At 67.4% G+C, this 22,722-nt stretch carries 18 protein-coding genes; 11 read left to right on the plus strand and 7 right to left on the minus strand.

Annotation, left to right across the window (positions count from 1 at the left end; all coding sequences use genetic code 11):
• Positions 1-10 precede the first annotated feature (10 nt).
• From AC1RAA_RS20660 to AC1RAA_RS20685, 6 genes are read left to right on the plus strand one after another with little or no spacing between them, the layout of a single operon-like run.
• Positions 11-751 (plus strand): DUF969 domain-containing protein, encoded by a 741-nt coding sequence (locus AC1RAA_RS20660; protein ID WP_062477421.1) that lies wholly within the window; start codon positions 11-13, stop codon positions 749-751.
• 5 nt (positions 752-756) lie between these two features.
• The gene (locus tag AC1RAA_RS20665; protein WP_095950363.1) at positions 757-1,713 is read left to right on the plus strand and encodes a DUF979 domain-containing protein; all 957 of its coding nucleotides are present in this window, start codon (positions 757-759) and stop codon (positions 1,711-1,713) included.
• Between the two features lie 10 nt (positions 1,714-1,723).
• Positions 1,724-2,401, plus strand: a complete 678-nt coding sequence (gene pcp / locus AC1RAA_RS20670) for a pyroglutamyl-peptidase I (RefSeq protein WP_492730359.1) — start codon at positions 1,724-1,726, stop codon at positions 2,399-2,401.
• 35 nt (positions 2,402-2,436) lie between these two features.
• Positions 2,437-3,207 carry a LamB/YcsF family protein gene (locus AC1RAA_RS20675; protein WP_492730361.1) on the plus strand — a complete coding sequence of 257 codons (771 nt, stop codon included), beginning with the start codon at positions 2,437-2,439 and terminating at the stop codon, positions 3,205-3,207.
• A gap of 8 nt (positions 3,208-3,215) precedes the next feature.
• Complete coding sequence (locus tag AC1RAA_RS20680) at positions 3,216-4,802, plus strand: 5-oxoprolinase subunit B/C family protein (RefSeq protein ID WP_492730589.1); 1,587 nt, start codon at positions 3,216-3,218, stop codon at positions 4,800-4,802.
• A 21-nt stretch (positions 4,803-4,823) separates the two neighbouring features.
• Positions 4,824-6,557: an acetyl/propionyl/methylcrotonyl-CoA carboxylase subunit alpha gene (locus AC1RAA_RS20685; RefSeq protein ID WP_492730363.1), complete on the plus strand. Its 1,734-nt coding sequence runs from the start codon at positions 4,824-4,826 to the stop codon at positions 6,555-6,557.
• A gap of 13 nt (positions 6,558-6,570) precedes the next feature.
• Here the strand turns inward: AC1RAA_RS20685 and AC1RAA_RS20690 are convergent, their stop codons facing one another.
• The 7 genes from AC1RAA_RS20690 to AC1RAA_RS20720 form a co-directional block, all read right to left on the minus strand.
• The gene (locus AC1RAA_RS20690; protein ID WP_159274870.1) at positions 6,571-6,858 is read right to left on the minus strand and encodes a hypothetical protein; all 288 of its coding nucleotides are present in this window, start codon (positions 6,856-6,858) and stop codon (positions 6,571-6,573) included.
• Between the two features lie 88 nt (positions 6,859-6,946).
• The gene (locus AC1RAA_RS20695; RefSeq protein ID WP_492730365.1) at positions 6,947-9,058 is read right to left on the minus strand and encodes a T6SS phospholipase effector Tle1-like catalytic domain-containing protein; all 2,112 of its coding nucleotides are present in this window, start codon (positions 9,056-9,058) and stop codon (positions 6,947-6,949) included.
• Between the two features lie 52 nt (positions 9,059-9,110).
• The gene (locus AC1RAA_RS20700) at positions 9,111-9,599 is read right to left on the minus strand and encodes a DUF3304 domain-containing protein (protein ID WP_492730367.1); all 489 of its coding nucleotides are present in this window, start codon (positions 9,597-9,599) and stop codon (positions 9,111-9,113) included.
• Between the two features lie 73 nt (positions 9,600-9,672).
• Entirely contained in the window at positions 9,673-10,149 is a 477-nt protein-coding gene (locus tag AC1RAA_RS20705) for a DUF3304 domain-containing protein (protein ID WP_492730369.1), read from the minus strand.
• Positions 10,146-11,063, minus strand: coding sequence for a DUF4123 domain-containing protein (locus AC1RAA_RS20710; protein WP_492730371.1), 918 nt, complete (start codon positions 11,061-11,063; stop codon positions 10,146-10,148). The genes AC1RAA_RS20705 and AC1RAA_RS20710 overlap by 4 nt, the downstream gene beginning before the upstream one ends.
• 8 nt (positions 11,064-11,071) lie before the next feature.
• Positions 11,072-14,077: a type VI secretion system Vgr family protein gene (locus tag AC1RAA_RS20715; RefSeq protein ID WP_492730373.1), complete on the minus strand. Its 3,006-nt coding sequence runs from the start codon at positions 14,075-14,077 to the stop codon at positions 11,072-11,074.
• A 25-nt stretch (positions 14,078-14,102) separates the two neighbouring features.
• Complete coding sequence (locus tag AC1RAA_RS20720) at positions 14,103-14,924, minus strand: hypothetical protein (protein WP_492730375.1); 822 nt, start codon at positions 14,922-14,924, stop codon at positions 14,103-14,105.
• Positions 14,925-15,084: 160 nt separating this feature from the next.
• Between AC1RAA_RS20720 and AC1RAA_RS20725 the strand changes: the two genes are divergently transcribed.
• From AC1RAA_RS20725 to tagF, 5 genes are all read left to right on the plus strand, one after another.
• Positions 15,085-15,927 (plus strand): M15 family metallopeptidase, encoded by an 843-nt coding sequence (locus tag AC1RAA_RS20725; protein WP_370681903.1) that lies wholly within the window; start codon positions 15,085-15,087, stop codon positions 15,925-15,927.
• A gap of 60 nt (positions 15,928-15,987) precedes the next feature.
• The gene (locus tag AC1RAA_RS20730; RefSeq protein ID WP_062481115.1) at positions 15,988-16,281 is read left to right on the plus strand and encodes a PAAR domain-containing protein; all 294 of its coding nucleotides are present in this window, start codon (positions 15,988-15,990) and stop codon (positions 16,279-16,281) included.
• Between the two features lie 96 nt (positions 16,282-16,377).
• Complete coding sequence (locus AC1RAA_RS20735) at positions 16,378-17,850, plus strand: hypothetical protein (protein ID WP_492730377.1); 1,473 nt, start codon at positions 16,378-16,380, stop codon at positions 17,848-17,850.
• 24 nt (positions 17,851-17,874) lie between these two features.
• Complete coding sequence (tssM, locus tag AC1RAA_RS20740) at positions 17,875-21,741, plus strand: type VI secretion system membrane subunit TssM (protein WP_070062956.1); 3,867 nt, start codon at positions 17,875-17,877, stop codon at positions 21,739-21,741.
• Complete coding sequence (gene tagF, locus AC1RAA_RS20745; protein WP_095950376.1) at positions 21,738-22,721, plus strand: type VI secretion system-associated protein TagF; 984 nt, start codon at positions 21,738-21,740, stop codon at positions 22,719-22,721. The genes tssM and tagF overlap by 4 nt, the downstream gene beginning before the upstream one ends.
• The last annotated feature ends 1 nt before the right edge of the window (position 22,722 follow it).

Consider the following 22,722-nt stretch of genomic DNA (forward strand, 5'->3'; position numbering starts at 1 on the left):
AAGACCAACCATGACACCTGAAGTCCCCCTGTGGCCGCTGATCGGCGTGGCCGTGATCATTGCGGGGTTCATCCTGCGCTTCAATCCGATGCTGGTGGTGATCGTCACGGCCATCGTGACGGCGTTTGCCGCGGGCTTCGGCCCGATGGCGATCCTCACGGCCATCGGCACCGGCTTCATCAAGACGCGCAACCTGCCGCTGATCATTCTTCTGCCCCTGGCGGTGATCGGCCTGCTGGAGCGCCACGGCCTGCGCCAGCACGCGCAGAACTGGATCAGCCGCATCAAGTCGGCCACCGCCGGCCGCCTGCTGATCGTCTACCTCGCGGCGCGCGAACTCACGGCGGCCATGGGCCTGACCAGCCTGGGCGGTCATCCGCAGATGGTGCGTCCGCTGCTCGCGCCGATGGCCGAAGGCGCCACCGAGACGCGCTACGGCAAGCTGCCCGACCGCATCCGCCACAAGCTGCGCGCGTACGCCGCGGCCACCGACAACGTGGGCCTGTTCTTCGGCGAAGACATCTTCGTGGCCTTCGGCGCCATCGTGCTCATGACCACCTTCCTGCACGAAGCGGGCATCGACGTGGAGCCGCTGCACATCGCGATGTGGGGCATCCCGACGGCCATTGCCGCTTTCATCATCCACGCCTGGCGCCTGCGCCGGCTCGACCAGGCACTGGCCCGTGAGTTGGGCGGCGCCGCAGAGGCCGACGTGCCCGCCACCGCCGTGCCCGCCAAGGAAGGACGCTGAGCATCATGATTCTCTCGATCCAGCACCTGTACCTCCTGGTCGGCTTCATCCTCGCCGTCACGGCCGTGATGACGCTGGCCGACCGCCAGCATCCCAAGCGCTACACCAGCGCGCTCTTCTGGGGCATCTATGCGCTGGTCTTCCTGATCGGCGACAAGCTGCCGCCCGCGCTCGTGGGCGCCGGTGCGATCGGCATGGCCGTCATTGCCGGCCTGCGCGGCGTCGGCGCGGGCAAGCACCGCGAGCCCACGCCCGAGCAGTACCAGGCCAGCGCCACGCGTCTGGGCAACAAGCTGTTCATTCCGGCACTGGCGATTCCGCTGGTCACCGTGATCGGCACCGTGGGCATGAGCCACATCAAGCTCGGCGGCACGCTGCTGCTCGACCCCAAGAACACCACGCTGGTGAGCCTGGGCATCGGCTGCGTGGTGGCGCTGGCGCTGGCCTGCTGGCTGACGCGCGAGACGCCCGTGCAGGGCATGCGCGAGTCGCGCCGCCTGACCGACGCGCTCGGCTGGGCCGTGGTGCTGCCGCAGATGCTCGGCATGCTGGGCCTGGTGTTCTCCGACGCCGGCGTGGGCAAGGCGGTGGCGCACATCACCACCAGCTACATCAACATGGACATCCGCTTCGTCGCCGTCGCGGTGTACGTGCTGGGCATGGCCCTCTTCACGATCATCATGGGCAACGGCTTCGCGGCCTTCCCGGTGATGACGGGCGGCGTCGGCGTGCCGGTGCTGGTGGGCGTGTACCACGGCGACCCGGCCGTGATGGCGGCCATCGGCATGTTCTCGGGCTACTGCGGCACGCTCATGACGCCGATGGCGGCCAACTTCAACATCGTGCCCGCGGCGCTGCTGGAGCTGCCCGACAAGAACGCGGTGATCAAGGTGCAGATACCCACCGCGGCCGCGCTGCTGGTGGTCAACATCTTCTTGCTGTACTTCCTGATGTTCCGCTGAGGCACCGCGCATGACCACCGCCACCGATGCCAAGGCACGCCGCGTGCTGCTCGCGGGCTTCGAGCCCTTCGAGAACGACCCGGTCAACCCCGCGTGGGAAATTGCCCGCGCGCTCGACGGCTGGACCTGCGAAGGCGCCGTGGTGCAGGCGGTGCAGCTGCCCTGCGTGTTCGGCCGCGCCATCGACACGCTCGACGCTGCATTGATCGGCCCGCCGCTGCAGCTGGTGCTGTGCATCGGCGCGGCGGGTGGGCGCACCGAGATCTCGATGGAGCGCGCCGCGCTGAACATCGACGACGCGCGCATTCCCGACAACGCCGGCCAGCAGCCCATCGACCTGCCCGTGGTCAGGGACGGCCCGGCGGCCTACTTCTCGACGCTGCCGATCAAGGCCATGGTGCGCGACATGCGCGCGGCGGGCCTGCCCGCGGCCGTGTCCAACAGCGCCGGCACCTTCGTGTGCAACCACATCTTCTACGCGCTCATGCACCGGCTCGCGACGCGCCCGGCGCTGGCGCACACGCGCGGCGGCTTCGTCCACGTGCCCTACCTGCCCGAGCAAGCCGCCTCGAAACCCGGCGTGGCGAGCATGGCGCTGGACGCGCAGGTCGAGGCCTTCCGCGTGGCGATCCGCACCGCGCTCACCGTGCGCCACGACGTGCGCGAAACCGCCGGCCGGCTGCATTGATTCCTGAGGCGTGCCGTGCACGCCGGAGACCCCCGATGAACATCGACTTGAACAGTGACCTCGGCGAAAGCCTCGGCGTCTGGCGCATGGGCGACGACGCCGCCATGCTCGACATCGTCAGCAGCGCCAACGTGGCCTGCGGCTTCCACGCCGGCGACCCCGCGGGCATCCTGCGCACGCTGCGCCAGGCGAAGGAACGCGGCGTGGCCGTGGGCGCCCACGTGGCCTACCGCGACCTCGTCGGCTTCGGCCGTCGCAACATGGATGTCGACAGCGCCGACCTGCGCGCCGACGTGATCTACCAGATCGGCGCCCTGAAAGGCCTGGCCGCCGCGACCGGCACCGCCGTGCGCTACGTGAAGCCGCACGGCGCGCTGTACAACACCATCGCGCACGACGAGCGCCAGGCGCGCGACGTGATCGTGGCCCTGCGCGAGATCGACGCCAGCCTGGTCCTCGTCGCGCTCGCGGGCTCGCCGCTCGTGGGCTGGGCCGAGGCCCAAGGCCTGCGCGTGGTGGCCGAGGCTTTTGCCGACCGCGCCTACACGCCGCAAGGCACGCTGGTGTCGCGCCGCGAACCCGGCGCCGTGCTGCACGACGCAAACGACGTGGCCGAGCGCATGCTGCGGCTGGCCAACGAAGGCACCGTCACCGCCATCGACGGCAGCGTGGTGCGCATCCGCGCCGATTCGATCTGCGTGCACGGCGACAGCCCCGGCGCGGTCGAGATGGCGCGCCGCGTGCGCGAGCGGCTCGTGCAGGCCGGCGTGACGATCCGCCCCTTCGCCGAGGCCACCACCGCATGACGGCCTCGATGCGCTTTCTTCGCGTCAACCTGAATGCCGTGCTGGTCGAGCTCGACGACCTGGCGCAGACCCTCGCGCTGCTGGCCTCGCTGCGCGCGGAGCCCATCGCCGGAATCGACGAGCTGGTGCCCGCCGCGCGCACCATCCTCATCACCTTCCGCCCCGCCGTGCTGCCGGCGGCCGCACTGGCACACGCCGTGCGCCAGCGAAAGCTCGACGCCCGCGAGACGCGCATCGACAAGCGCATCGAGATTCCCGTGCGCTACGACGGCGAAGACATCGCCGAAGTGGCCGGCCTGCTCGGCATCACGCCCGAAGAGCTGGTGCGCCGCCACACCGGCAGCGACTACACCGTCGCCTTCACCGGCTTCGCACCCGGCTTCGCCTACCTGAGCGGCGGCCACCCCAGCCTGAACGTGCCGCGCCGCGCGGTGCCGCGCACCCGCATCCCGGCCGGCGCGGTCGGCCTCGCGGGCAGCTTCAGCGGCGTGTACCCGCAGGCCAGCCCCGGCGGCTGGCAGATCATCGGCGTGACCGACACGCCCATGTGGGACCTGTCGCGCGAAACGCCGGCGCTGCTGCAGCCGGGCGATGCGGTGCGCTTCGTCGATGCCTCGTCGTTGAAGGTGGCACTGCCTGTGGTCGCGCAAGTTGTCGCGGCGCCCGCGCCTGCGGCCGTTGAAGGCGGCAGCGCGTTCGAAGTTCGCGCCGCTGGCCTGCAGGCGCTGTGGCAGGACGGCGGTCGCCATGGCCAGGCGCGGCAGGGCGTGTCCGCCTCCGGTGCGATGGACCAGCGCTCGCTGCAGGCGGCCAATCGACTGGTCGGCAATGCGTCGGACGTGGCCTGCCTCGAACTCGCCTACGGCGGCTTCCAGTTCGTCTGCCGCGGCAACGCAGTGATCGCTGTCACTGGCGCCGACGGCCCGCTCACGCTGACCCGTGCCGACGGCGCGCAATGGCCGTTGCCGCGCTACCAGCCCGTCGCGCTGGCCGACGGCGACACCGTCACTGTCGGCGAGCCCGTCGCCGGCATCCGCAGCTACCTGGCCGTGCGCGGCGGCTTTGCCGTGGCGCCCGTGCTCGGCAGCTGCGCGACCGACACGCTGGCCCGCATCGGCCCGCCCGCCGTGGTGGCGGGCGATGTACTGCCGGTGCGTAGCGTCGCCACCGGCGCCGTCGTCGGCGCCACCGAAGTGCCGCCCATCGACCTGCCCACTGTGCAGGAAGAAGTCGTGCTCGACATCGTGCTCGGCCCGCGCACCGACTGGTTCACCGCCGACGCCGTCGAGCGCCTGTGCAGCCAGCCGTGGGTGGTGACGCCGCAGTCGAACCGCGTCGGCATCCGCCTGAACGGCGAAGCGCCGCTGGTGCGTGCCAACACCGCCGAGCTGCCCAGCGAGGGCACGGCGCGCGGTTCGATCCAGGTGCCGCCCAGCGGCCAGCCCGTGCTGTTCCTGGCCGACCACCCGCTCACCGGCGGCTACCCCGTGATCGCGTCGGTCGCCACCCACCACCTGGACCGTGCGGGGCAGATCCCCGTGAACGCCCGCGTCCGCTTCCAACCGATGGCCGGCCACGGCGCCATCGAACTTTGATTTGAGATCGAGAGTCCTGCGATGAAAAAAGTCCTGATCGCCAACCGCGGCGAAATCGCCGTGCGCATCGCGCGCGCCTGCGCCGACCACGGCGTGCAGTCGGTTGCCGTCTACGCCGATCCCGACCTCAATGCGCTGCACGTGCGCCACGCCGACGAGGCCTACGGCCTGGACGGCCACCGCCCCGCCGACACCTACCTGAACATTCCCAAGCTGCTGGCCATCGCCAAGCGCAGCGGCGCCGACGCCGTGCACCCTGGCTACGGCTTCCTTTCGGAAAGCGCGGCCTTCGCGCAGGCCGTGATCGACGCCGGCCTGACGTGGATCGGCCCTTCGCCCTCGGCCATCGCCACGCTGGGCGACAAGGTGCAGGCCCGCAAGCTTGCACTGAAGGTTGGCGCGCCGCTCGTCGCGGGCACGGCCGACCCGGTCAGCAACGCGGGCGAGGTGCTCGCCTTTGCCGAACAGCACGGCCTGCCGATCGCCATCAAGGCGGCCTTCGGCGGCGGCGGGCGCGGCATCAAGGTCGCGTGGCGGCTCGACGAGGTCGAAGGCCTCTACGAATCGGCCGTGCGCGAAGCCATCACCGCCTTCGGCCGCGGCGAGTGCTACGTCGAGCAGTTCCTCGACCGCCCGCGCCACGTCGAAGCGCAGGTCGTCGCCGACACGCACGGCAACGTCGTCGTGCTCGGCACGCGCGACTGCTCGCTGCAGCGGCGCAACCAGAAGCTGGTCGAAGAAGCGCCCGCGCCGTTCCTGAGCGACGCACAGCGCGAGCGCATCCACCAGTCGGCGCGCGACATCTGCGCGGCCGCCGGCTACACCGGCGCCGGCACCGTCGAGTTCATGCTGAGCGCGAGCGGCGCGATTTCCTTCCTCGAGGTCAACACGCGCCTGCAGGTCGAGCACCCCGTGACCGAGGAGACCACCGGCATCGACCTCGTCATCGAGCAGCTGCGCATCGCCGAAGGCCTGCCGCTGTCCGTCAAGGAAACGCCCGCACCGCGCGGCCACTCCTTCGAATTCCGCATCAACGCCGAAGACGTGGGCCGCGGCTTCCTGCCGACGCCCGGCCCTGTCCACGTGTTCGACGCCCCCTCGGGCCCGGGCGTGCGCGTGGACACCGGCGTGGACGCCGGTTCGCAGGTGCCCGGCACCTTCGATTCGCTGATGGCCAAGCTCATCGTCACCGGCGCCACGCGCGCCCAGGCCATCGCACGCGCGCGTCGCGCGCTCAAGGAATTCCGCATCGAAGGCCTGGCCACGGTGCTTCCGTTTCACCGCGCGGTGATGGCGCACCCCGACTTCGTGTCCGAAGACGCCTTCAAGGTCCACACCCGCTGGATCGAGACCGACTTTGCGAACGACGAAGCGGCAGGCATGCGGCCCGATCCGTTGCCGGACGCCTCGCTGCACCGCACGGCCATCGAGATCGATGGGCGGCGCATGTCGCTGGGACTGCCGGCGGAGTTGCTGCGCGGGTTGGCGTCGGCGGGTGGTGGTGCTGCTGCGCCTGGCGTCGTTGCGAACGCCGCTGCAGCGGATGCCGCCGCCGTGACTGCGCCGGTGTCGGGCACGCTGCAAGGCTGGAAAGTCGCGGACGGCGACGAGGTCGCCGAAGGGGCGGTGATCGCGGTGATGGAGGCGATGAAGATGGAGATGCAGGTGGTCGCGCATCGCGCGGGGCGCATCGTGTTCGCGGCGGCGGCGGGGGGCTATGTGGCGGCTGGGACGGCGATTGCGCGCATCGGGTGAATGAGGGCGGCCGTCAAGGCTTGAGGAGCAGGGCGACGAATCCTGAAACGATGCAAGGCGCGAACGTCACGGCGGCCATGTAGGTCTCGAGACGTGCGCCTGCATCGCGTGCATCGACAAGTACATAGCGCGCACCGAGGTAGAGCAACGCGGTGCCAGCCAGCACGAGCACGAACAGCCAGGCCTTCTTCAAGCGAGGTGCCCACGACGGACGGGGGCGTGCGCGATGGCCGATCAGGAAGAGCGTGCACACCACCGATGGCAGGGTGCCGAGGATCAGGATGAGGGCGATCGGATTCATTTGGATCCGGCGTCACCGGGCGGCGATGGACAGGCAGCTGACTGTTGCAGGTTCTGCGAGGTGATGACGGAACCTGCTGCGGGCTTCTTCAGCTCTTGTCGAACACGCGCCGGTAGCGGCCGTGGCCGCGCGGTTCGCGGCGGCTGGCGGTGCCCAGGAGCTTCAATGCGAGCGTCGCGGCCGTACCCGCGTTGTCCCGCAGATCTTCCGCATCTGCATCCGTCATCAGAGGCAGCGTTCCCGGTTCTTTTGCATCCTGTGCGATCACGCGGCGCTCGAAACTGTTGAGTTCATAGGCGCGAGCCTGATTGCGGATGTTTCCTGCACGGCCCGGGTTGCCTTGTGCTTCTGCTTCCTTCAGCAACCGGTCGTGCGTGGCCTTCTTTTGCTTGATGGCGGCCACGAAGTCCTCGCGGTTCTCCTTCGTGATGGGGCCGAGCATCCAGAACCCGCCGTGCGAGTCGTGGACATACTTGTCGAAGAAGTCGTTGGCGGCTTGCGGAACATCCTTGGCGGCAGCGACGGCGAGCAGCAGGCGCTTTTCCACCTCGTTGGCGCGGGGCGGCTGGTCAACGTAGACGCCCGCTCTGGGAACGAACACCCGTTGGGGCTGGTTGGCCGTCTGGGCGGCCTTGACGTCTTCACGCCAGTCGAGTTCCGATTCCCAGAGATCCTGTCGGTCCTGCTTGTTGGAGGCTTCGTAACTCGCCATGGCCTTGAAGGTGGCTTCGTCGCTCTTGGAGGCACGCCAGCGCCAATACAGTTCCATGTGATAGCGCATGCGGTTTTGCACGGGCTCCCCGCCGTTGGCGACGTTCTGCTTTTCCTCCGTCGTGGTCCAGGCTGCGTAGTCGCTGAAGGCCTTGTCGAGTGCTGGGTTGACCTCGAAATCGCCGCTGACCTGGCCGGGCATTTCAGCCTTGCTGCGCAATCGAACGCCCGCAGTCAGTGCCTCGAAATACATGTCCATCAAGGGAATCTGCGAGAGCAATGCGGTTCGTCCCTCGACACCCTTGCCTTGGGACTTCGACGGGTAGCCTCCGCCCAGGTCAGAGTGAGCCCCCGGATAGACGAACTCCTTGGTGTTCGGCGGGTAGTTCGTGGCTCTGATGCGTGCCGTGGACAGCGGAAACGACTGGCGTATTTCGTGTGCCGCCACGTAGTGAACGGTCTGGTTGACGCCGTGGATGTCCATGGTGCCGTCGGCCCAGTCCTGGAAGCCCTGGCCGACGGGCGATGAATCGGCCAGCCCGACAGATGCCACGGTGTCGAAGATGCCCAGGAAGTGAAGTTCCAGCGCCGCTTCGCCGATCGTCATGTTCTCGGCGACCAACTGGATCCACTGGCAAAAGGCACGCGCTTCGGCCGCGCCGCGCGAGAAGCCGAAGACCGAAAGATGCATCTTGGTCACGCGCGGCCGCTGGTCCTTGATGGCTTTCAGCAGGCGCTCTTGAATGCCCCTGAAGGTGCTGACCATCAGGGAGTCGCCCAAGCGCCACCAGGTCTTCAGTTGATTGACACAGAGGTCTTTCATCTCGTCCGGCTGGACAAGGTCGGACGTGTGATATGCCCGGTGCAGTGCGTTGTAGACCTGAATCAAAGCCCAATGGATGCGCGCTTCGCCACCGCTGCCGAAGCGCTTGCCGTTGTCCAATTCCTTGATCTCTCCGATCTCGGGGAAGTGCGTGCCGACGCCGGGTATGTAGTAGCGAAAATTCTCGACCTTGTCGTCTTTGTGCGCGTTGAAGAGACTCACCACGTTCGTGTGGCTTTGGTCGCGCGAGTCGCGGATCAGGTTGTTGTTGGTGCCGTCGAAAAACAGGCCCACATGAATCTCTTTGGCGCAACTCAGTGCATCGGCCTTGCTCGGGTCGGCGCTGGCCGCGCGCTGACACAGTTCGCGTGCAGTCAGAGTCCGGTCGGCGCGCGAGTGGTCGCCAGGCAGACTGGGCTGGTAGTTCTTGCCGCCCGGGTCGTTGTCCCACCAGTCGCCTTGTGGCGCATTGGCTGTCCACTTGTAACTTGGCAAACACTTGATGGCCCTACCCGCGTCGTCCGACCACACCAGTATCTGCAGCCCCGTTTCCTTGACGATGCACTCGGCCGTGCAAAGCTCGGCGGTCTTGAAGTAGAGATAGCGCTTGTCACGGGTGTTGGCGTCAACGCTGACTTCGTACCAGCCTTCGTCAAATTTTTCCATGTGTTGCTCCCCCGGGATCTTTCAGAAGGAATAAATACGTGTTCGCACCGACTCACCATTTCCAGCTTGGAGGCTTCACCGGGTAGGCTGGGCCGGGGTAATCCTTGGCGCCGGAGCCTTTGCTGGAGATGACCAGTCGAACATCGCCACCGGCAAGGAAATGCACGTTGAGCGTGCTGCCTGGGATGTCATATCTATCGATCGGGACAACCTTCTCATGCCAACGGGGCTTGATGGCCTCGGGGCGCTTGTCGCCCGGGATTCCGCTCGAGGTCGTCCATTTCACTGTTGCAGTGAGGCCGGGGCGCCATTTGGCGGGATAGGAGATGCAGCACACAAAGCTGCCGCCGCCACCGTAAGGGTATGAGTTACCGCCGCCGGCCCCATCCACATAGAACTCGTGGATGTAGTCCTCCGTGTGGTTGTAGGCGCTGATGTTGGCGCTGTAGCTTTCGGCCGCCGGCTTCTTGCTGCTGCAAGCCACCAGTGGCAGCGTCAGCAGTGCCAGTGCACACAGCGTCAGGGTCGTAGTACGTTTCATGGCGTGTAGCCTTTCCATACGTTCATAGGTTGTTCCTCCCGGACTCTTGTCGAATCTCTTGTTCGCCTCGGGCTCACCATTTCCAATCCGGCGGCTTCACCGGATAGGCGGGGCCAGGGTAGCCCTTGGCGCCGGCCCTCATGTTGGAGATGACCAGCCGCACTTCGTTGTTCGGCAAGAAGTGCACGTTCATCAGACCACCCGGCACGTCATATCGATCGATCGGAACGACCCTCTCGTGCCAGCGGGGCGTGATGGCTTCGGGGCGCTTGTCGCCAGGAATTCCGCTCGATGTCGTCCATTTCACCGTCGCGCTGAGCCCGGGACGCCATTGAGCTGGAGCAGAGATGCAGCACACGAAACTGCCGCCGCCTCCGTACGGACTCGAGTTGCCGCCACCCGCTCCGTCCACATAGAACTGATGGATGTAGTCCTCTGTGTGGTTGTAGGGGCTGAGACTGGCGCTGTAGCTTTCAGCCGCCGGCTTCTTGCTGCTGCAAGCCCCCAACAACGCCAACGCGCAAAGAACCAAGAGAGCAAAGCGCTTCATGAAGCCTTACCCTCCAACGCCTTCCACAGTTCGTCGCTCCAGCCCTTCATCAGGCCCGACAGGCTGGTGCCTTGTGCGACGGCCTTCCATGTGTCCGACAGATCGGGATGCTGATAAAAGTCATCGCCGCAGGTCAGCGAGAGCACCACGAACTGCAGCCGGTCCGGGTTGCCTGCCACGTGCAGACGCGTGGCAACCGCGAGGGCGCGCTGGAGCCGCTGATGAAACGCTGCCCGACCGGTCTGCGGCACCAGCTGCGACACCGTCTCGAGCAACTGCGCAAAGATGCCGTCGGCTTCCGAGGCATCCAGGAGCGTCGCGAATTGCGATGCATCGAGCTCAAGATGGTCGCGGACATCGGCCACATCGTCCTTCCCATCAGCAGCAAGCCAGTTGCCGACCACGGCACCACTGCGATCGAACCACTGCCATTGCGAGATGGCCCGCGCCACGCGCCGTGCCTGTGGCTCGGCCAGCGTGGCAAGCAGCGTCGGAAGCACGCGCACATCGCCCATGCGGCAGTGCAGCTTCAAGCCGTCGTGCCGCGCCTGCGCAAGGTAGCCGAAGCAGGCCTGCAAATCCGCAGCGGCGTGGCTGGAGGCGATCCAGCTGAATGCGGGCGCCGCCGGGTCGATCGTGGCGAGGCGCCGCAAGCCCTCGGTGCGCACCTCGTCGTCCAGTGGCAGCTCCAGCAGCTGCGGTCCCCTTGCGCCATAGGCCTCCAACGGTGTGTTGGCCAGCGCATTGACGTGCGACCACTCGTTGCGGCGCAGCACCGATGCGAGGCGCGCCGGGTCGAGCAAGGCCGCATCGACCAGCAACCAGAGGCCGACGGATGACGGTTGGGCGTCGACCATCGCTTGCACGGCATGGGCAAGGTGGAGGGGGTCGATCGGATCGGTCGCGAATTCCAACGCCACGCTCACTGCAAGGCGGAGAAGGGGGCTCCGCTTTGTGCCGCCTTCAGCATGCACTCGATGCAGATGCTCTGCGGGAACAGCGGCAGCCCATACGGCGAGCTTGTCGGCCCCGCCAACTTCCGCTGCGCCGCGTGATAAGTGATCTTCCCCGGACACTCGAAAGTGATGTCCCCATCCTGCAGCGTGATCGACGCGCCCTGCGCCGTCGCGATGCGGATCTTCTTCTTGGCTGCGAACTCCACCGTCTGGTCGGTGCTGGCGATCTTCAGGGCCTCCTTGGCCTGCACGCGCAACTCGTCGTGCTGCGCCTGGAAGTCCAGGTCGTCGTTGCCCGCGATGACCGACAGGCCCGTGTCGGCATCGGCTTTCTGCGCACCGGCCAGCACCCCGATGGCTTGCCCGCTGTGCACGCGCAGCACGTCGGCCAGCGCCAGGTTGATGTCGCCGCCGCTGGCCAGCGTGGCGGTCTCGCCGCTGACGACCTGCAGCTGCTGGCCCGCCACCATCGCCAGGCCGCCGCGTGCGGCCAGTGCGATCACGGCATCGCTCGTGTGTGGCACCTTGCCTTCGCCGGTGGCGATGGCCTTGTCTGCGGCGTCCGCGTAGGCGGCATCGAGCGCATCCGCAGCGACCATGCCGCTGGCGGTGCGCTCCATCGCGGCGTAGGGCGAGCGCTCCTTGTCCAATTGGGATTCGTTGGCCTTGCTGGCCCCGATGTGCCCTGCCATCTGCACGGTCTCGTGGGTCTTGGCCGCATCGCTCAGGGCCTGGCCCAGCTGCTGCACCTGCTTGAGCAGCGCCATGCCGGCGGCGAAGTCGCCCACGGGCTCCAGCTTCTGGCCGCCTGCGCCGTGGTACGTGCTCAGCAAGACGCCCTTGCCGCCGCGCAGGGCCGCATAGCCGTCGGTGCGCAGCTCCAAGCCCTGGCCTCGGAAGCTGCCGCGGAAGTTGTCGGCCTGGTGGATCAGGTGGCCCAGGTTCAGCTGGCTGTGGGCGGTGCTGGCGTGCAGCTGCACGCGCAGCTGCTGGTTCGAATCGTCAAACACCAATTGGCTGAAGCCCTCGCCGCCGAACTCCTTGGTCTTGAAGCCGCTCAGGGCCGCTGCATTGCGGTGGCCCTTGTCGTCGGCGCTGGCGCCGTGCCAGGGCGGGGCATGGCCGGCCGCGAGGTTGGCCTGGGCGCTGGGCGAGGCATTGCTCGCCTGGGCGAAGACGTCGTTGGTGTCGTTGCTGCCCTGTTCGCTGTCGCGTGACGCACCGCCGGGCGTGGGGGCGATGCCGCCGTCACCGCGTCCGTTGTACAGCGCGCCGACGATGACGGGCTGGTCCACATCGAGGTCGACGAACTTGACCAGCACTTCCTGCCCGATGCGCGGCAGCCACTGCCAGCCCATGCCGGGGCCGGCCTGGCGTTGGGCCACGCGGATCCAGCGGGTGCTGCGGTTGTCCTGGGCGTTGTCTCCATTGCTGCCGCTGTTGCCGTTGTCACTCGATCCGTTCTGCCAGTGGAAGCGCACGCGCACGTCGCCGCGGTCGTTGCAGTACAGCTCGTCGGCGCCATTGGGCGAGGTCTCGCCCGAAGGCCCGACCACGATGGCACTGTGCACGCCGCTGGCGGTGGGCCTGGCGTGCAGGCGGGCTCCGTCGGCCGCGGCCAGGGCGGGGCGCCAGGGGCGTGGGGCGTGCACGCCGGAGAAGCTGTTGGCGTAGCCCTGGGCTTGCGCGGTGACCAGGCTCTGGGGCTGCGGGTAGAGGCTGTTGTCGTGGCTCGTTGCCACTGCTGCAGACACCAGTCCGAACACATCGGCCTCGGCCGTCACGGGAGCACACGGTTGGTCGAACACGAGGTGTTCCGTCAGCTCGCCCAGCTGCGCCGCAATTGATGCGGCCGTGTCCTTGGGCAGGTTGTTGATGCCCACATGCTCGACCGTGTCCAGCAGCAGCGCAGGCCTGGCCTGCAAGCCCAGCGCGGGCGCGTCGTCGATCTCAATGCGGGTGCCCGCGCGCAGGGTGCGCACGGTGCTGTGGCCCAGCATCAGGTCGGCGCGGCATTCGGCCGCTTCCATCATCAGGGCCGCATAGCGCTCCAGCGTACGGTTGGTGTCCCAACCGCGGCTGCGGTCGTTCAGGCCCAGCACGTCGTCGTACTCCAGCCGCGGGGCGTTCTTGCCACCGACCGGAAAACGTGCGGGTGCGCTGCCTGTGAGCTGGCGCTTGCCGTCGACGTTCCAGGCGCTCAAATGCACCTGGGCCACCGACTGGCGCATGCGCCGCACCAGCGCCTGCACGGCGTCGCTGCGTTCTTGCGAGCTCTTGCGGTGAAAGCGAACGGGCGAGCCCGCATCGGCGGGCTGGGTGTCGTTGGACGAGAAGATCACGAGCTTGTGGCCCGTCGGGGCCTGGGCGTCTTCCTCGATGCGCCAGGCCAGGCCTTCTTCGGCCAGCAGGCGCGAGAAGAAGTCGTAGTCGCTCTCTCGGTACTGGGTGCAGTAGGTGCGAACGGGGGCGTCGGCCAGGAAGCTGTTCACTTCGGAGGAGAAGGCCCAGCTGCCGGCTTCGGCGTACGGGGCGAGCACGCGCTCGATGATGTCGGCGACGCTGCGCTGCTGGAAGACCTGGCTGCGCCCCTGCTGGGTGGCCAGCCAGAGCCAGGGCACGAGCGTGAGGCGGTAGCGGGCCAGGCCGCCATCGGCGCCCAGCGATTCGACGGCGCGGATCAGGCCGGTGCGTCGGCCCACGGAGCCGTCGGCCAGCACGGTGACCAACGTCAGCGGCTGGTCGATCAGCGATGAAAGCGCCAGGTCCGCGCGCAAGCTCAGGCACACGATGCGCAGCTCGAACAGCTGCGACACCGCTTCGCGCTGCACCCAGCCTTCCACGCGCAAGGCGTCGATGCTCTCGCGCGCGGCACTGTTGGAGGACGACGAAGCACTCGGCGCTTCGAGGCGATACAGCCGCGCCGTCTGGCTCAGCTCGGCCCACAGGGCGCTGCGGTCAGCGGAAGGCATCGGGAATTCGCTCAGGTTCGGATGCTCAAGGTTTGCAAGGTGCGCCCGGCTTGCAGTCCGCCGTTGCGGCAGTGGCCTGCGCCGACGGTGCGGGGTCGGAGGTCTTGCTGCGCTTGAGCAGCGCGGTCAGCAGGTCGGTGTCGGGATCGGGCCCCTTCGGCCGTGCTGCCGTCTGCGCGAGGTCGGTGCGCGCGGCGGGCTTCGTTGCCTTGCTGGTGTTGGCAGCGGTCTTGACCGGCTTGCCGTTCGCGGCCGTGCGCACGGGCTTCTTCGAGCCCGACGCGATGCGCTCCGGTTTCTTTGCGGCAACGGCGCTGGCCTTGCTGTCGGCGCCTGCCTTCTTCGCGGGGGATGTTGCCGCTGCAACGCGCGCAGGCTTCGCGGCCGGCGGCACGGCCATGGGCTGCGCACCGATGGCTGCGAACGGCGTGGAGGCCTGCTGTTGCTGCTGTGGTCCCGGCGGCGGCGTGCTGTCGCCTTCGATGATGCGTGCGGGCGTGGGCTCCGGTGCCGCGGCGGCAACGGGCGCTTCGGGCTTCGGTGGTTCCTTGGCGACAGGCGCTGCAACCGGCGCAGGCGCTATTGCCGCCACGGTCGTCGTTGCCGCATCCGCGCGCTTCGATTGCAGGTGGTAGGTCGTGGCACCCGCTACACCGAGCAGCACCGCGAGCGAAGCCCACACGCCGGGCCGTGCGAAGAAGGAGCGCGCGCCGCTCTCGCGGCCACCGAACTGTGCGAGCACCCGCGTGGATTCGCCGCCGGGCGCGGCGGTCGATGTGGCCGCGGTGGGTGCGTTCGAACCGAGCAGGCTCGGTCGGTCCTTGTGGGCGTCTGGCGCGCCCATCATGGATGGGTGGTCCGGCTGGCTGCGGGCATGTGATTTCTCCCCTCGGCTTTATGTGGCGTGATCAACGCGATATCGCAATTGGGATGCAACAAGGTGCTGCGTGCGATGGGTTCAAATTTTTAAGCGACTCATACAATTGAGTGGCTCTCATTGAACACCGTTGATCTTCTTCACTCTCTTTTGTTATTTTGCCTTGATGGTGGCAGCACTTGCCATCTTCTTGTTCCCTTCTTTTCGTGACCGTGTGTTGCGAGCGACGGTCTCCATTTCTACTGCTATTGCATTCTTTTTTATTGGAATAGGACGCCGTCTTGGTTTTGTGTCCGAAGCAAGTTTTCAGTTGATGCGTGACAGCGGCTCAGGAGTGCGTACTTTTGCCGTAAGGCATCGCTACTTGTTGCTGTCGGGCATGGGTCTGCTTATCGTGCCGGTGTTGTTAAGTGTGACTTTCGGAAGTGGCCGGGTTCTGTTCTTCGATGACTGGGCCGCCACAAGCGACCCGAAGATCGAGGCCTTGCTCAAAGGCGAGCAGCTGGTGCCGCCGCAGCCGTTGCCGCCCGAGGTGTTTGCGACGGCAGAGGTCGAGCAGATTCGTCCGCTCACGAAAGAAGGCAGTCGGGACTGGGCTGTTCTCGATGTGGACTTTCGTAATCGTTTGCTGCTCGTCTACAAGATCATGAAAGAAAAGCACGGCTACGACCTCGCATTGCTCGAGGGTTATCGCAGCCCCGAACGACAAGCCAAACTCGCTGCATTGGGCAATACAGTGACCATGGCGAAGGCCAATCAAAGCTATCATCAGTATGGACTTGCGGCAGACAACGCGTTCTATCGCAATGGCAAGCTGGTGATCTCTGAAAAAGATCCATGGGCCATGGAAGGCTATCGCCTCTATGGCGAAGCGGCCGAGTCCGTGGGCTTGGTGTGGGGTGGTCGATGGTCCTTCAGGGACTACGGTCACGTGGAGTACCGCAAGCCGGGATTTAAATTGTCACGCAACTGAATGCCGAGACGACATCTGTCGCACCGGCACACCACGAGGCAATCAAGGGGGAGAGTTCAAATGGGTGAGGATCAACCCGAGGCGGACAACGACCGCCCGTGGATCGTTCTGCATGACAAGACCGACCACGGTGGCTTCGTGATCACCGCATCCGAAAACACGCACATCGATGAACGGCGCGTGGCGCGCATCGGCGACATGGTGTCGTGCCCGCGGCCCGGCCATGGCATCAACCCCATCGTGACGGGCAGCGACTGCGTGTCGATCGATGGCCGTCGCGTGGCGCGCCACGGCGACCGGGCGGCCTGCGGTTGCAGGCTGCTGTCCAGCCAGATCGCTTCCGCGTCCGAATGACGGCGGTGCGCCCTTCTTCGGCTGCAGGCATGGCATGCGGTCACGCGACCGCGTGGGCCATCGTCATCGCGTGACCCAGGCGTTCGAAAACTCCGGATGCTGTCGCGACTGATCAAGCCCGTGCTGCTGGCCTGCGCCGTGTTCATCACAGTGTGGGTGCTCGTGATCGTCTACTGGCAGTACACGGCGCGCATGCCGAGCACGAGCGACATCGTGCTCTACCTTGTCGTGCTGCCGCTGGCGTTGATGCTCTTCTATGTGGTGCTGCGCCGCATCTTCACGGCCGCGCCCGCTGCCGCATTGCCCGCAGCTGGGACAGCAGTGGCCGCAGGCGCCGCCGCCTCATCGAATGCCGCGGCAACGGAGGCTTCGCAAGAGCGCCTGCAGATGGCCGTGCTCGCCTTCGCCCTTCGCACGCCGCGCGGCAGCGATGCCGACACGGTGGCCACGGCGATCGGCCAGGCGCAGACGCCAGAGATCGTTCCCGAACTGCGTGACGGCGAAGGCTTCCCCGTTATCGCGGGCCGCGTCGACGGCATTGACGAGAACGACCTGCGCGAGCACCTGCGCGAAAGCCTGCAACCGGCCGGCGAAGCTTTCGATGTCGATGCGCTGCCCGACGACCGGCTGCGCGCCATCCACCTGATGTCCGACGTGCTGCAGGAGCTGCTGGCGTCTGCGGCCGAAGCCATCGCCAACGCCGGCGATGCGCTCTCGGTGCGCGCGCCCGGGCGCTTCGTGTCCAGCGGCGGCGTCATCCCGGGGCCGGCGGCGGCGCCGCAGCTGAACCTCTCGCTGCTGTTGCCGGGCGCATGGAGCGAGAGCGAACGCGTGCTCGCCACGCAGTGGGTGCAGCAGCGCGTGCGCGAAGGCGATGCCTCGCAGCGCTGGCACGTCGACTGCTTCAAGAGCGAAGACGGCGTGTCCGCGATGGCGCTGCTCGATCGCATCAGCCTGTCGCTGCATCGCGAGCAAAGGCCCGCGCTGTGGATCGCGCTGGCGGCCGACTCTTCGGTGTCCGAAGCGAGCATCGCGCGCTGGGAGGCCGATGGCCTGCTGTACACCGCCACGCGCCGCAAGGGCCGCGTGCCCGGCGAAGCCGCCGCGGGCCTGCTGCTCGTGCGTGCCGGCGATGCACTGCTGGCACCGGCCGAGGCCGTGCGGCTGTCGCGCAGCGCCAGCGGTCAGCGCGAGGCCTCGGCCGACACCGCGCGCACGCCCGATGCCAGCCTGCTCGATCGCTTCGCCCAGCACCTGCTCGCCACCTCGACGCTCGAGACCGCCCAGGTCGACTGGGTCGTGAGCGACGCCGACCACCGCACCAGCCGCGTCACCGAAGTGGCCAAGCTCGTGCAGGAGCGGCTGCCGCATGTGCCCTTCGAAAACAACCTTTCTGTCTGCGCCACCCTGGGTCACCTGGGGGCCGCGGCCGACATGAGCGCCGTCGTGCTCGCGTGCCACCTGGCCGCGCGCGATGCACGGCATGTGCTCGCCATTTCCGTGCAGGACGCGCTCGCGCGGACGGCCTTGTTGGCCGGCCCGGCGAGCCCCGCGTCACCCGCTACTTAAACAGGACCGATTCCAGAAACTTCTATGCGGCGATTCTTCAGTTTCCTGGCCGATCCGCGCACCTTGTCGGTGATCGGCGCCATCGCGCTCGGCGCGTTCCTGCTGCTCGGGGCGCAGACGCTCGAAGTCGGCGCGATCTGGGCCGTCGGCATCTTCGTGGTGCTGCTGCTGTTGTGGCTGCTGGTGTGGTTCGTGCGGCGCATGCGCACGCGCGCGGCCAACCGCAAGCTCGGCGACATGCTCGAGGACCAGGCCGACGCCGCCGTGCGCGACAGCGACCCCGAGCGCAAGGCCGAGATCGACGAACTGCGCGGGCGCATGGTCGAGGCGGTGAAGACCATCAAGACCTCGAAGATCGGCCAGATGTCGGGCAGCGAGGCGCTGTACGAGCTGCCCTGGTACATGGTCATCGGCAACCCGGCGGCGGGCAAGAGCAGCGCCATCCTGAACTCGGGCCTGCAGTTCCCGTTCGCCGACAAGGGCAACGCGGTGATCCAGGGCATCGGCGGCACGCGCAACTGCGACTGGTTCTTCACCACCGAAGGCATCGTGCTCGACACGGCGGGGCGTTACTCGATTCACCAGGAAGACCGCAAGGAGTGGTTCGGCTTCCTCGACCTGCTCAAGAAGTACCGGCCGAAGGCGCCCATCAACGGCATCATCATCACGGCCAGCATTCCCGAGCTGATCGGCAGCCGGCCCGACTTCGCGATCCAGCTCGCCAAGAACCTGCGCCAGCGCATGCAGGAACTCACCGAGCGGCTGGAGGTGTTCGCGCCGGTGTACGTGATGTTCACCAAGGCCGACCTGATCACCGGCTTTGCGGAATTCTTCGGCGACAGCGACAAGATGGAGCGCGACCGCGTGTGGGGCGCCTCGCTGCCCTACGACGGCGACGAGAAGCAGGACGCGGTGGCGCTGTTCGACAAGCGCTTCGACGAGCTCTACATGGGCCTGAAGGAAATCAGCGTCTCGCACTTCGCGAACCACCGCAGCAGCGACCCGTCGCCTGAGCTCTTGATCTTCCCGCTCGAGTTCGCGGCCATCAAGCCCGCGCTGCGCGCCTTCCTGGCCACGCTGTTCGAGAGCAACCCGTTCCAGCACAAGCCGGTGTTCCGCGGTTTCTACTTCACCAGCGCCTTGCAGGAAGGCACGATGCGCAGCCTGTCGACCGAGCGCATCGCCAAGCGCTTCGGTCTCACGCTGAGCAACGCGGCCACCAAGTCCAAGGAAATCTATTCGCAGAACGGGTTCTTCCTGCGCGACCTGTTCTCCAAGGTGATCTTTGCCGACAAGAAGACGGTGCGGCAGTTCTCCAGCCCCGTGAAGGCGCGCGTGCGCTACGTGAGCTTCTTCGCCTTCGTCGCGGTGCTGGGCCTGCTGCTGGGCGGCTGGACCTGGTCGTACCTCGGCAACCGGCAGCTGGTGGAGAACGTGCAGGCCGACCTGGACAAGGTGGTCAAGCTGCAGGCCAGCGACAACGGCCTGCGCACGCGCTTCGAGGCGCTGGGCATCCTGCAGGACCGCATCGAGCAGCTCGAGAAATTCCGCAACGACCGGCCGCTGTCGCTGTCGCTGGGCCTGTACCAGGGCAACCAGCTCGAAGACAAGCTCGTCGCCGAGTACTACGGCGGCGTGAAGCAGCTGATGCTCGCGCCGGTGTCCGACAACCTGCAGGCCTTCCTGCGCGAGGTGAACGCGCACCCCGACCGCCTGAAGCGCGCCGACGCGGTGGCCGCACTGACGGGCGGCACGGCGCCCGCGCCGTTGCCGGTCGCCGGTGCCACGACCACCACGGCACCCGCCGCAGCGCCGGAAGGCGGCGGCCTGTATGCCGGCTCCTCGCCGGCCGACGTGCAGGACGCCTACAACGCGCTCAAGACCTACCTCATGCTGTCCGACAAGCGGCAGGTGGAAACGGCGCACCTCACCGACCAGATCTCGCGCTTCTGGCGCGGCTGGCTCGAGAGCAACCGCGGCGACATGCCGCGCGCGGCGGTCATCCGTGACGCCGAGCGCATGATCACCTTCTACCTGCGCCGCGTGGGCGACGACAACTGGCCCGCGCTGGCCGACACCAACCTGGCGCTGGTCGAGCAGACGCGCGACAACCTGCGCCGCGTGGTGCGCGGCATGCCGGCGCGCGAACGCGTGTACGCCGAGATCAAGGCGCGCGCCTCCACGCGCTTCGCGCCGATGACCGTGGCGCGCATCCTCGGGGCCACGGCCAGCAGCGCCGAAGCCGAAGGCACCCTCGCCGGCAGCGTCGCCATCTCGGGCGCGTTCACGCGCGAGGCCTGGCAGCAGTACGTGGACGACGCGATCCGCGATGCCGCGAACAAGGAAACATCGAGCAAGGACTGGGTGCTCAACGTCGCCGGCAACGACGACCTGACGCTCGAAGGCAGCCCGGAGCAGATCCGCAAGACGCTGGCCACCATGTACAAGCTGGAGTACGCCAAGGAGTGGCAACGCTTCCTGCAGGGCATCGCGGTGAAGGACATGGGCAGCTTCGAGCAGGCCGTGGTGGCGATGAACCAGCTGGGCGACCCGCAGAACTCGCCGATCCGCAAGGTCTTCGACACGGTGTACGACCAGACCTCGTGGGACAACCCCTCGCTGGTCAACGCGGGCCTGCAGCAGGCGCGCACCGGCGCCTTCAACTGGTTCAAGCGCCTCTTCAGCCGCGCCACGCCGTCGCAGGTGAACGTGAATGTCGACCTCAACGGCGGCGCCACGGAAATCCCGATGGGCCCGATCGGGCGCGAGTTCGCGGGTGTGGCGCGCCTGGTGGTCGAGCGCGACAACACCTCGCTGCTGCGCGGCTACCTGGGCACGCTGTCCAAGCTGCGCGGGCGCTTCAACCAGATCAAGAACCAGGGCGACCCCGGACCGGGCGCGCGCCAGCTCATGCAGCAGACGCTGGAAGGCAACGGCTCCGAACTGGCCGACGCGCTCAAGTACGTCGACGAGCAGATGCTCACCGGCATGGACGCCGCACAGCGCCAGGCGCTGCGCCCGCTGCTGGTACGGCCGCTGCTGCAGGCCTACGCGGTGACGGTGCAGCCGACGGCGGTGGAGGTCAACAAGATCTGGAGCGCGCAGGTGCACCAGCCCTTCCAGCAGTCGCTGGCCACCAAGTACCCGTTCTCGGCCAGCGCGAAGATCGAAGCCTCGCCGGCGGAGATCGCGCAGTTCTTCGGGCCTGAAGGCGCCATCGGCAAGTTCGTGACGACCACGCTGGGCTCGCTGGTGATCCGCCGCGGCGACCTGCTGTCGCCGCGCGCCTGGGGCGACCAGGGCCTCACGCTGAGCCCCGACTTCGTGAACGGTTTTGCGCAGTGGGTGGCACCGCTGTCGGGTGGCGCCGCAGCCGGTGCCGGCGGCAGCGCGCAGCCGCAGACGCTGTTCCAGATCCTGCCGCAGCCCGTGTCGGGCCTGACGGAATACATGGTGGAAATCGACGGCCAGCAGCTGCGCTACCGCAACACGCCGCCGCAGTGGTCCAACTTCGTCTGGCCCAACGCACAGGGCACGCCGGGCGCGAAGATCACCGCCGTGACCTTCGACGGGCGCACGGTCGAGCTGATCAACGAGCCGGGCAACTTCGGCCTGGAGCGCCTGCTCAGCACGGCGCAACGCACCAAGTTGCCCGATGGCAGCTTCGAGCTCACATGGGCGCGCGACAACGCGAGCGTGACCGTCAAGCTGCGCGTGATCCAGAACACGCAGTCGGCCGGTTCGGGCGGCGATTCGCCGCAGGGCAAGGGCCTGCGCGGCACGGTGCTGCCGTCGACGGTCGCGGAGATCGGTGTGCCGCGCGCAGCAGCACCCGCAGCGGTTCAGGCACCGGCCCAGGCGCCGGTGCAGGCAGGGGGAGCAGGCAAATGAGCGCGCCACAACAGCTGTGCTACTTCGGCAAGTTGCCCGGACGCGGCGACTTCGTGAAGGGCCTGTACAACCCGCAGCTCATCAAGGTGTTCGACCACTGGCTGTCGCAGACCATGGAGATGCTGTCGGAAGACCCGCGCTGGAAGCTGATCTACGACAACGCCGCGCCGATGCACTTCGTGTGCCTGGGCTCGCGCAGCCGCGTCGCCATTGCGGGGCACGTGCGCCCCAGCCGCGACGAGTCGTCGCGCCGCTACCCGTTCCTGGCGGCCACCTCGGTGGACGTGGACGAGGCGCTCGACTTCATGCGCGGCGCGCCGATGCTCATCGGCCCCTACTGGGACCGCATGGCGGTGCAGGTGCAGTCGCTGGCGGCCGGCACCGACCTGGACAACGAGCTGAAGAAGTTCGAGGCCATCGACCCGGCCATCGAAACCGGCTTCAAGAAGTCGGCCTCGCGCGCCACCTATGCGGCGTTCACGCGCGACACCAGCCTGCTGCGCATCGAGCAGATGCTCAACTTCGACGGCCACAAGGTGTCGCTGCGCCGCGCCATCCTGGCGCTGGGTTTGCTGCTGCAGCCGGTGATGGCCAGCGCGGTGTCTCACCTGGAAAAGGGGCTCACGCTGCCGCTGCCGCGCGATCCGGTCGACCGCTCGCTGATCGCCACCTTCTGGCTCGAGATGGTGTCGCAGTTCCTGGCCAAGGCCGACTTCGAGCTGGTGCTGCTGGTCACCGAGATCGACGGCCGCTCGCGGCTGGTGATCGGCTTCAACGGCCTGTCCCCGCGCAGCCTGCAAAGCGTGCTGCATCCGCAGGTCTACACCGAGCACAACATCGACATCGACAACCCGGAGTGGGTCGAGGACACCATCCACAGCAACTACGCGATGTTCAAGCTGGTGAGCTACCTCGACCAGCCGCAGCTGCCGCTGGACATCGTGCTCACCGCCTTTCGCGAAGTCTTCATCGGGGAATGAC

The organism is Variovorax sp. GW823-FHT04F07 (assembly GCF_058795995.1).

Excerpts from the sequence above, each read along its gene's own strand:
- AC1RAA_RS20660 (WP_062477421.1), top strand. The coding sequence starts at position 11 with ATGACACCTGAAGTCCCCCTGTGGCCGCTGATCGGCGTGGCCGTGATC.
- AC1RAA_RS20665 (WP_095950363.1), top strand. The coding sequence starts at position 757 with ATGATTCTCTCGATCCAGCACCTGTACCTCCTGGTCGGCTTCATCCTC.
- pcp (WP_492730359.1), top strand. The coding sequence starts at position 1,724 with ATGACCACCGCCACCGATGCCAAGGCACGCCGCGTGCTGCTCGCGGGC.
- AC1RAA_RS20675 (WP_492730361.1), top strand. The coding sequence starts at position 2,437 with ATGAACATCGACTTGAACAGTGACCTCGGCGAAAGCCTCGGCGTCTGG.
- AC1RAA_RS20680 (WP_492730589.1), top strand. The coding sequence starts at position 3,216 with ATGCGCTTTCTTCGCGTCAACCTGAATGCCGTGCTGGTCGAGCTCGAC.
- AC1RAA_RS20685 (WP_492730363.1), top strand. The coding sequence starts at position 4,824 with ATGAAAAAAGTCCTGATCGCCAACCGCGGCGAAATCGCCGTGCGCATC.
- AC1RAA_RS20690 (WP_159274870.1), bottom strand. The coding sequence starts at position 6,858 with ATGAATCCGATCGCCCTCATCCTGATCCTCGGCACCCTGCCATCGGTG.
- AC1RAA_RS20695 (WP_492730365.1), bottom strand. The coding sequence starts at position 9,058 with ATGGAAAAATTTGACGAAGGCTGGTACGAAGTCAGCGTTGACGCCAAC.
- AC1RAA_RS20700 (WP_492730367.1), bottom strand. The coding sequence starts at position 9,599 with ATGAAACGTACTACGACCCTGACGCTGTGTGCACTGGCACTGCTGACG.
- AC1RAA_RS20705 (WP_492730369.1), bottom strand. The coding sequence starts at position 10,149 with ATGAAGCGCTTTGCTCTCTTGGTTCTTTGCGCGTTGGCGTTGTTGGGG.
- AC1RAA_RS20715 (WP_492730373.1), bottom strand. The coding sequence starts at position 14,077 with ATGCCTTCCGCTGACCGCAGCGCCCTGTGGGCCGAGCTGAGCCAGACG.
- AC1RAA_RS20720 (WP_492730375.1), bottom strand. The coding sequence starts at position 14,924 with ATGATGGGCGCGCCAGACGCCCACAAGGACCGACCGAGCCTGCTCGGT.
- AC1RAA_RS20730 (WP_062481115.1), top strand. The coding sequence starts at position 15,988 with ATGGGTGAGGATCAACCCGAGGCGGACAACGACCGCCCGTGGATCGTT.
- AC1RAA_RS20735 (WP_492730377.1), top strand. The coding sequence starts at position 16,378 with ATGCTGTCGCGACTGATCAAGCCCGTGCTGCTGGCCTGCGCCGTGTTC.
- tssM (WP_070062956.1), top strand. The coding sequence starts at position 17,875 with ATGCGGCGATTCTTCAGTTTCCTGGCCGATCCGCGCACCTTGTCGGTG.
- tagF (WP_095950376.1), top strand. The coding sequence starts at position 21,738 with ATGAGCGCGCCACAACAGCTGTGCTACTTCGGCAAGTTGCCCGGACGC.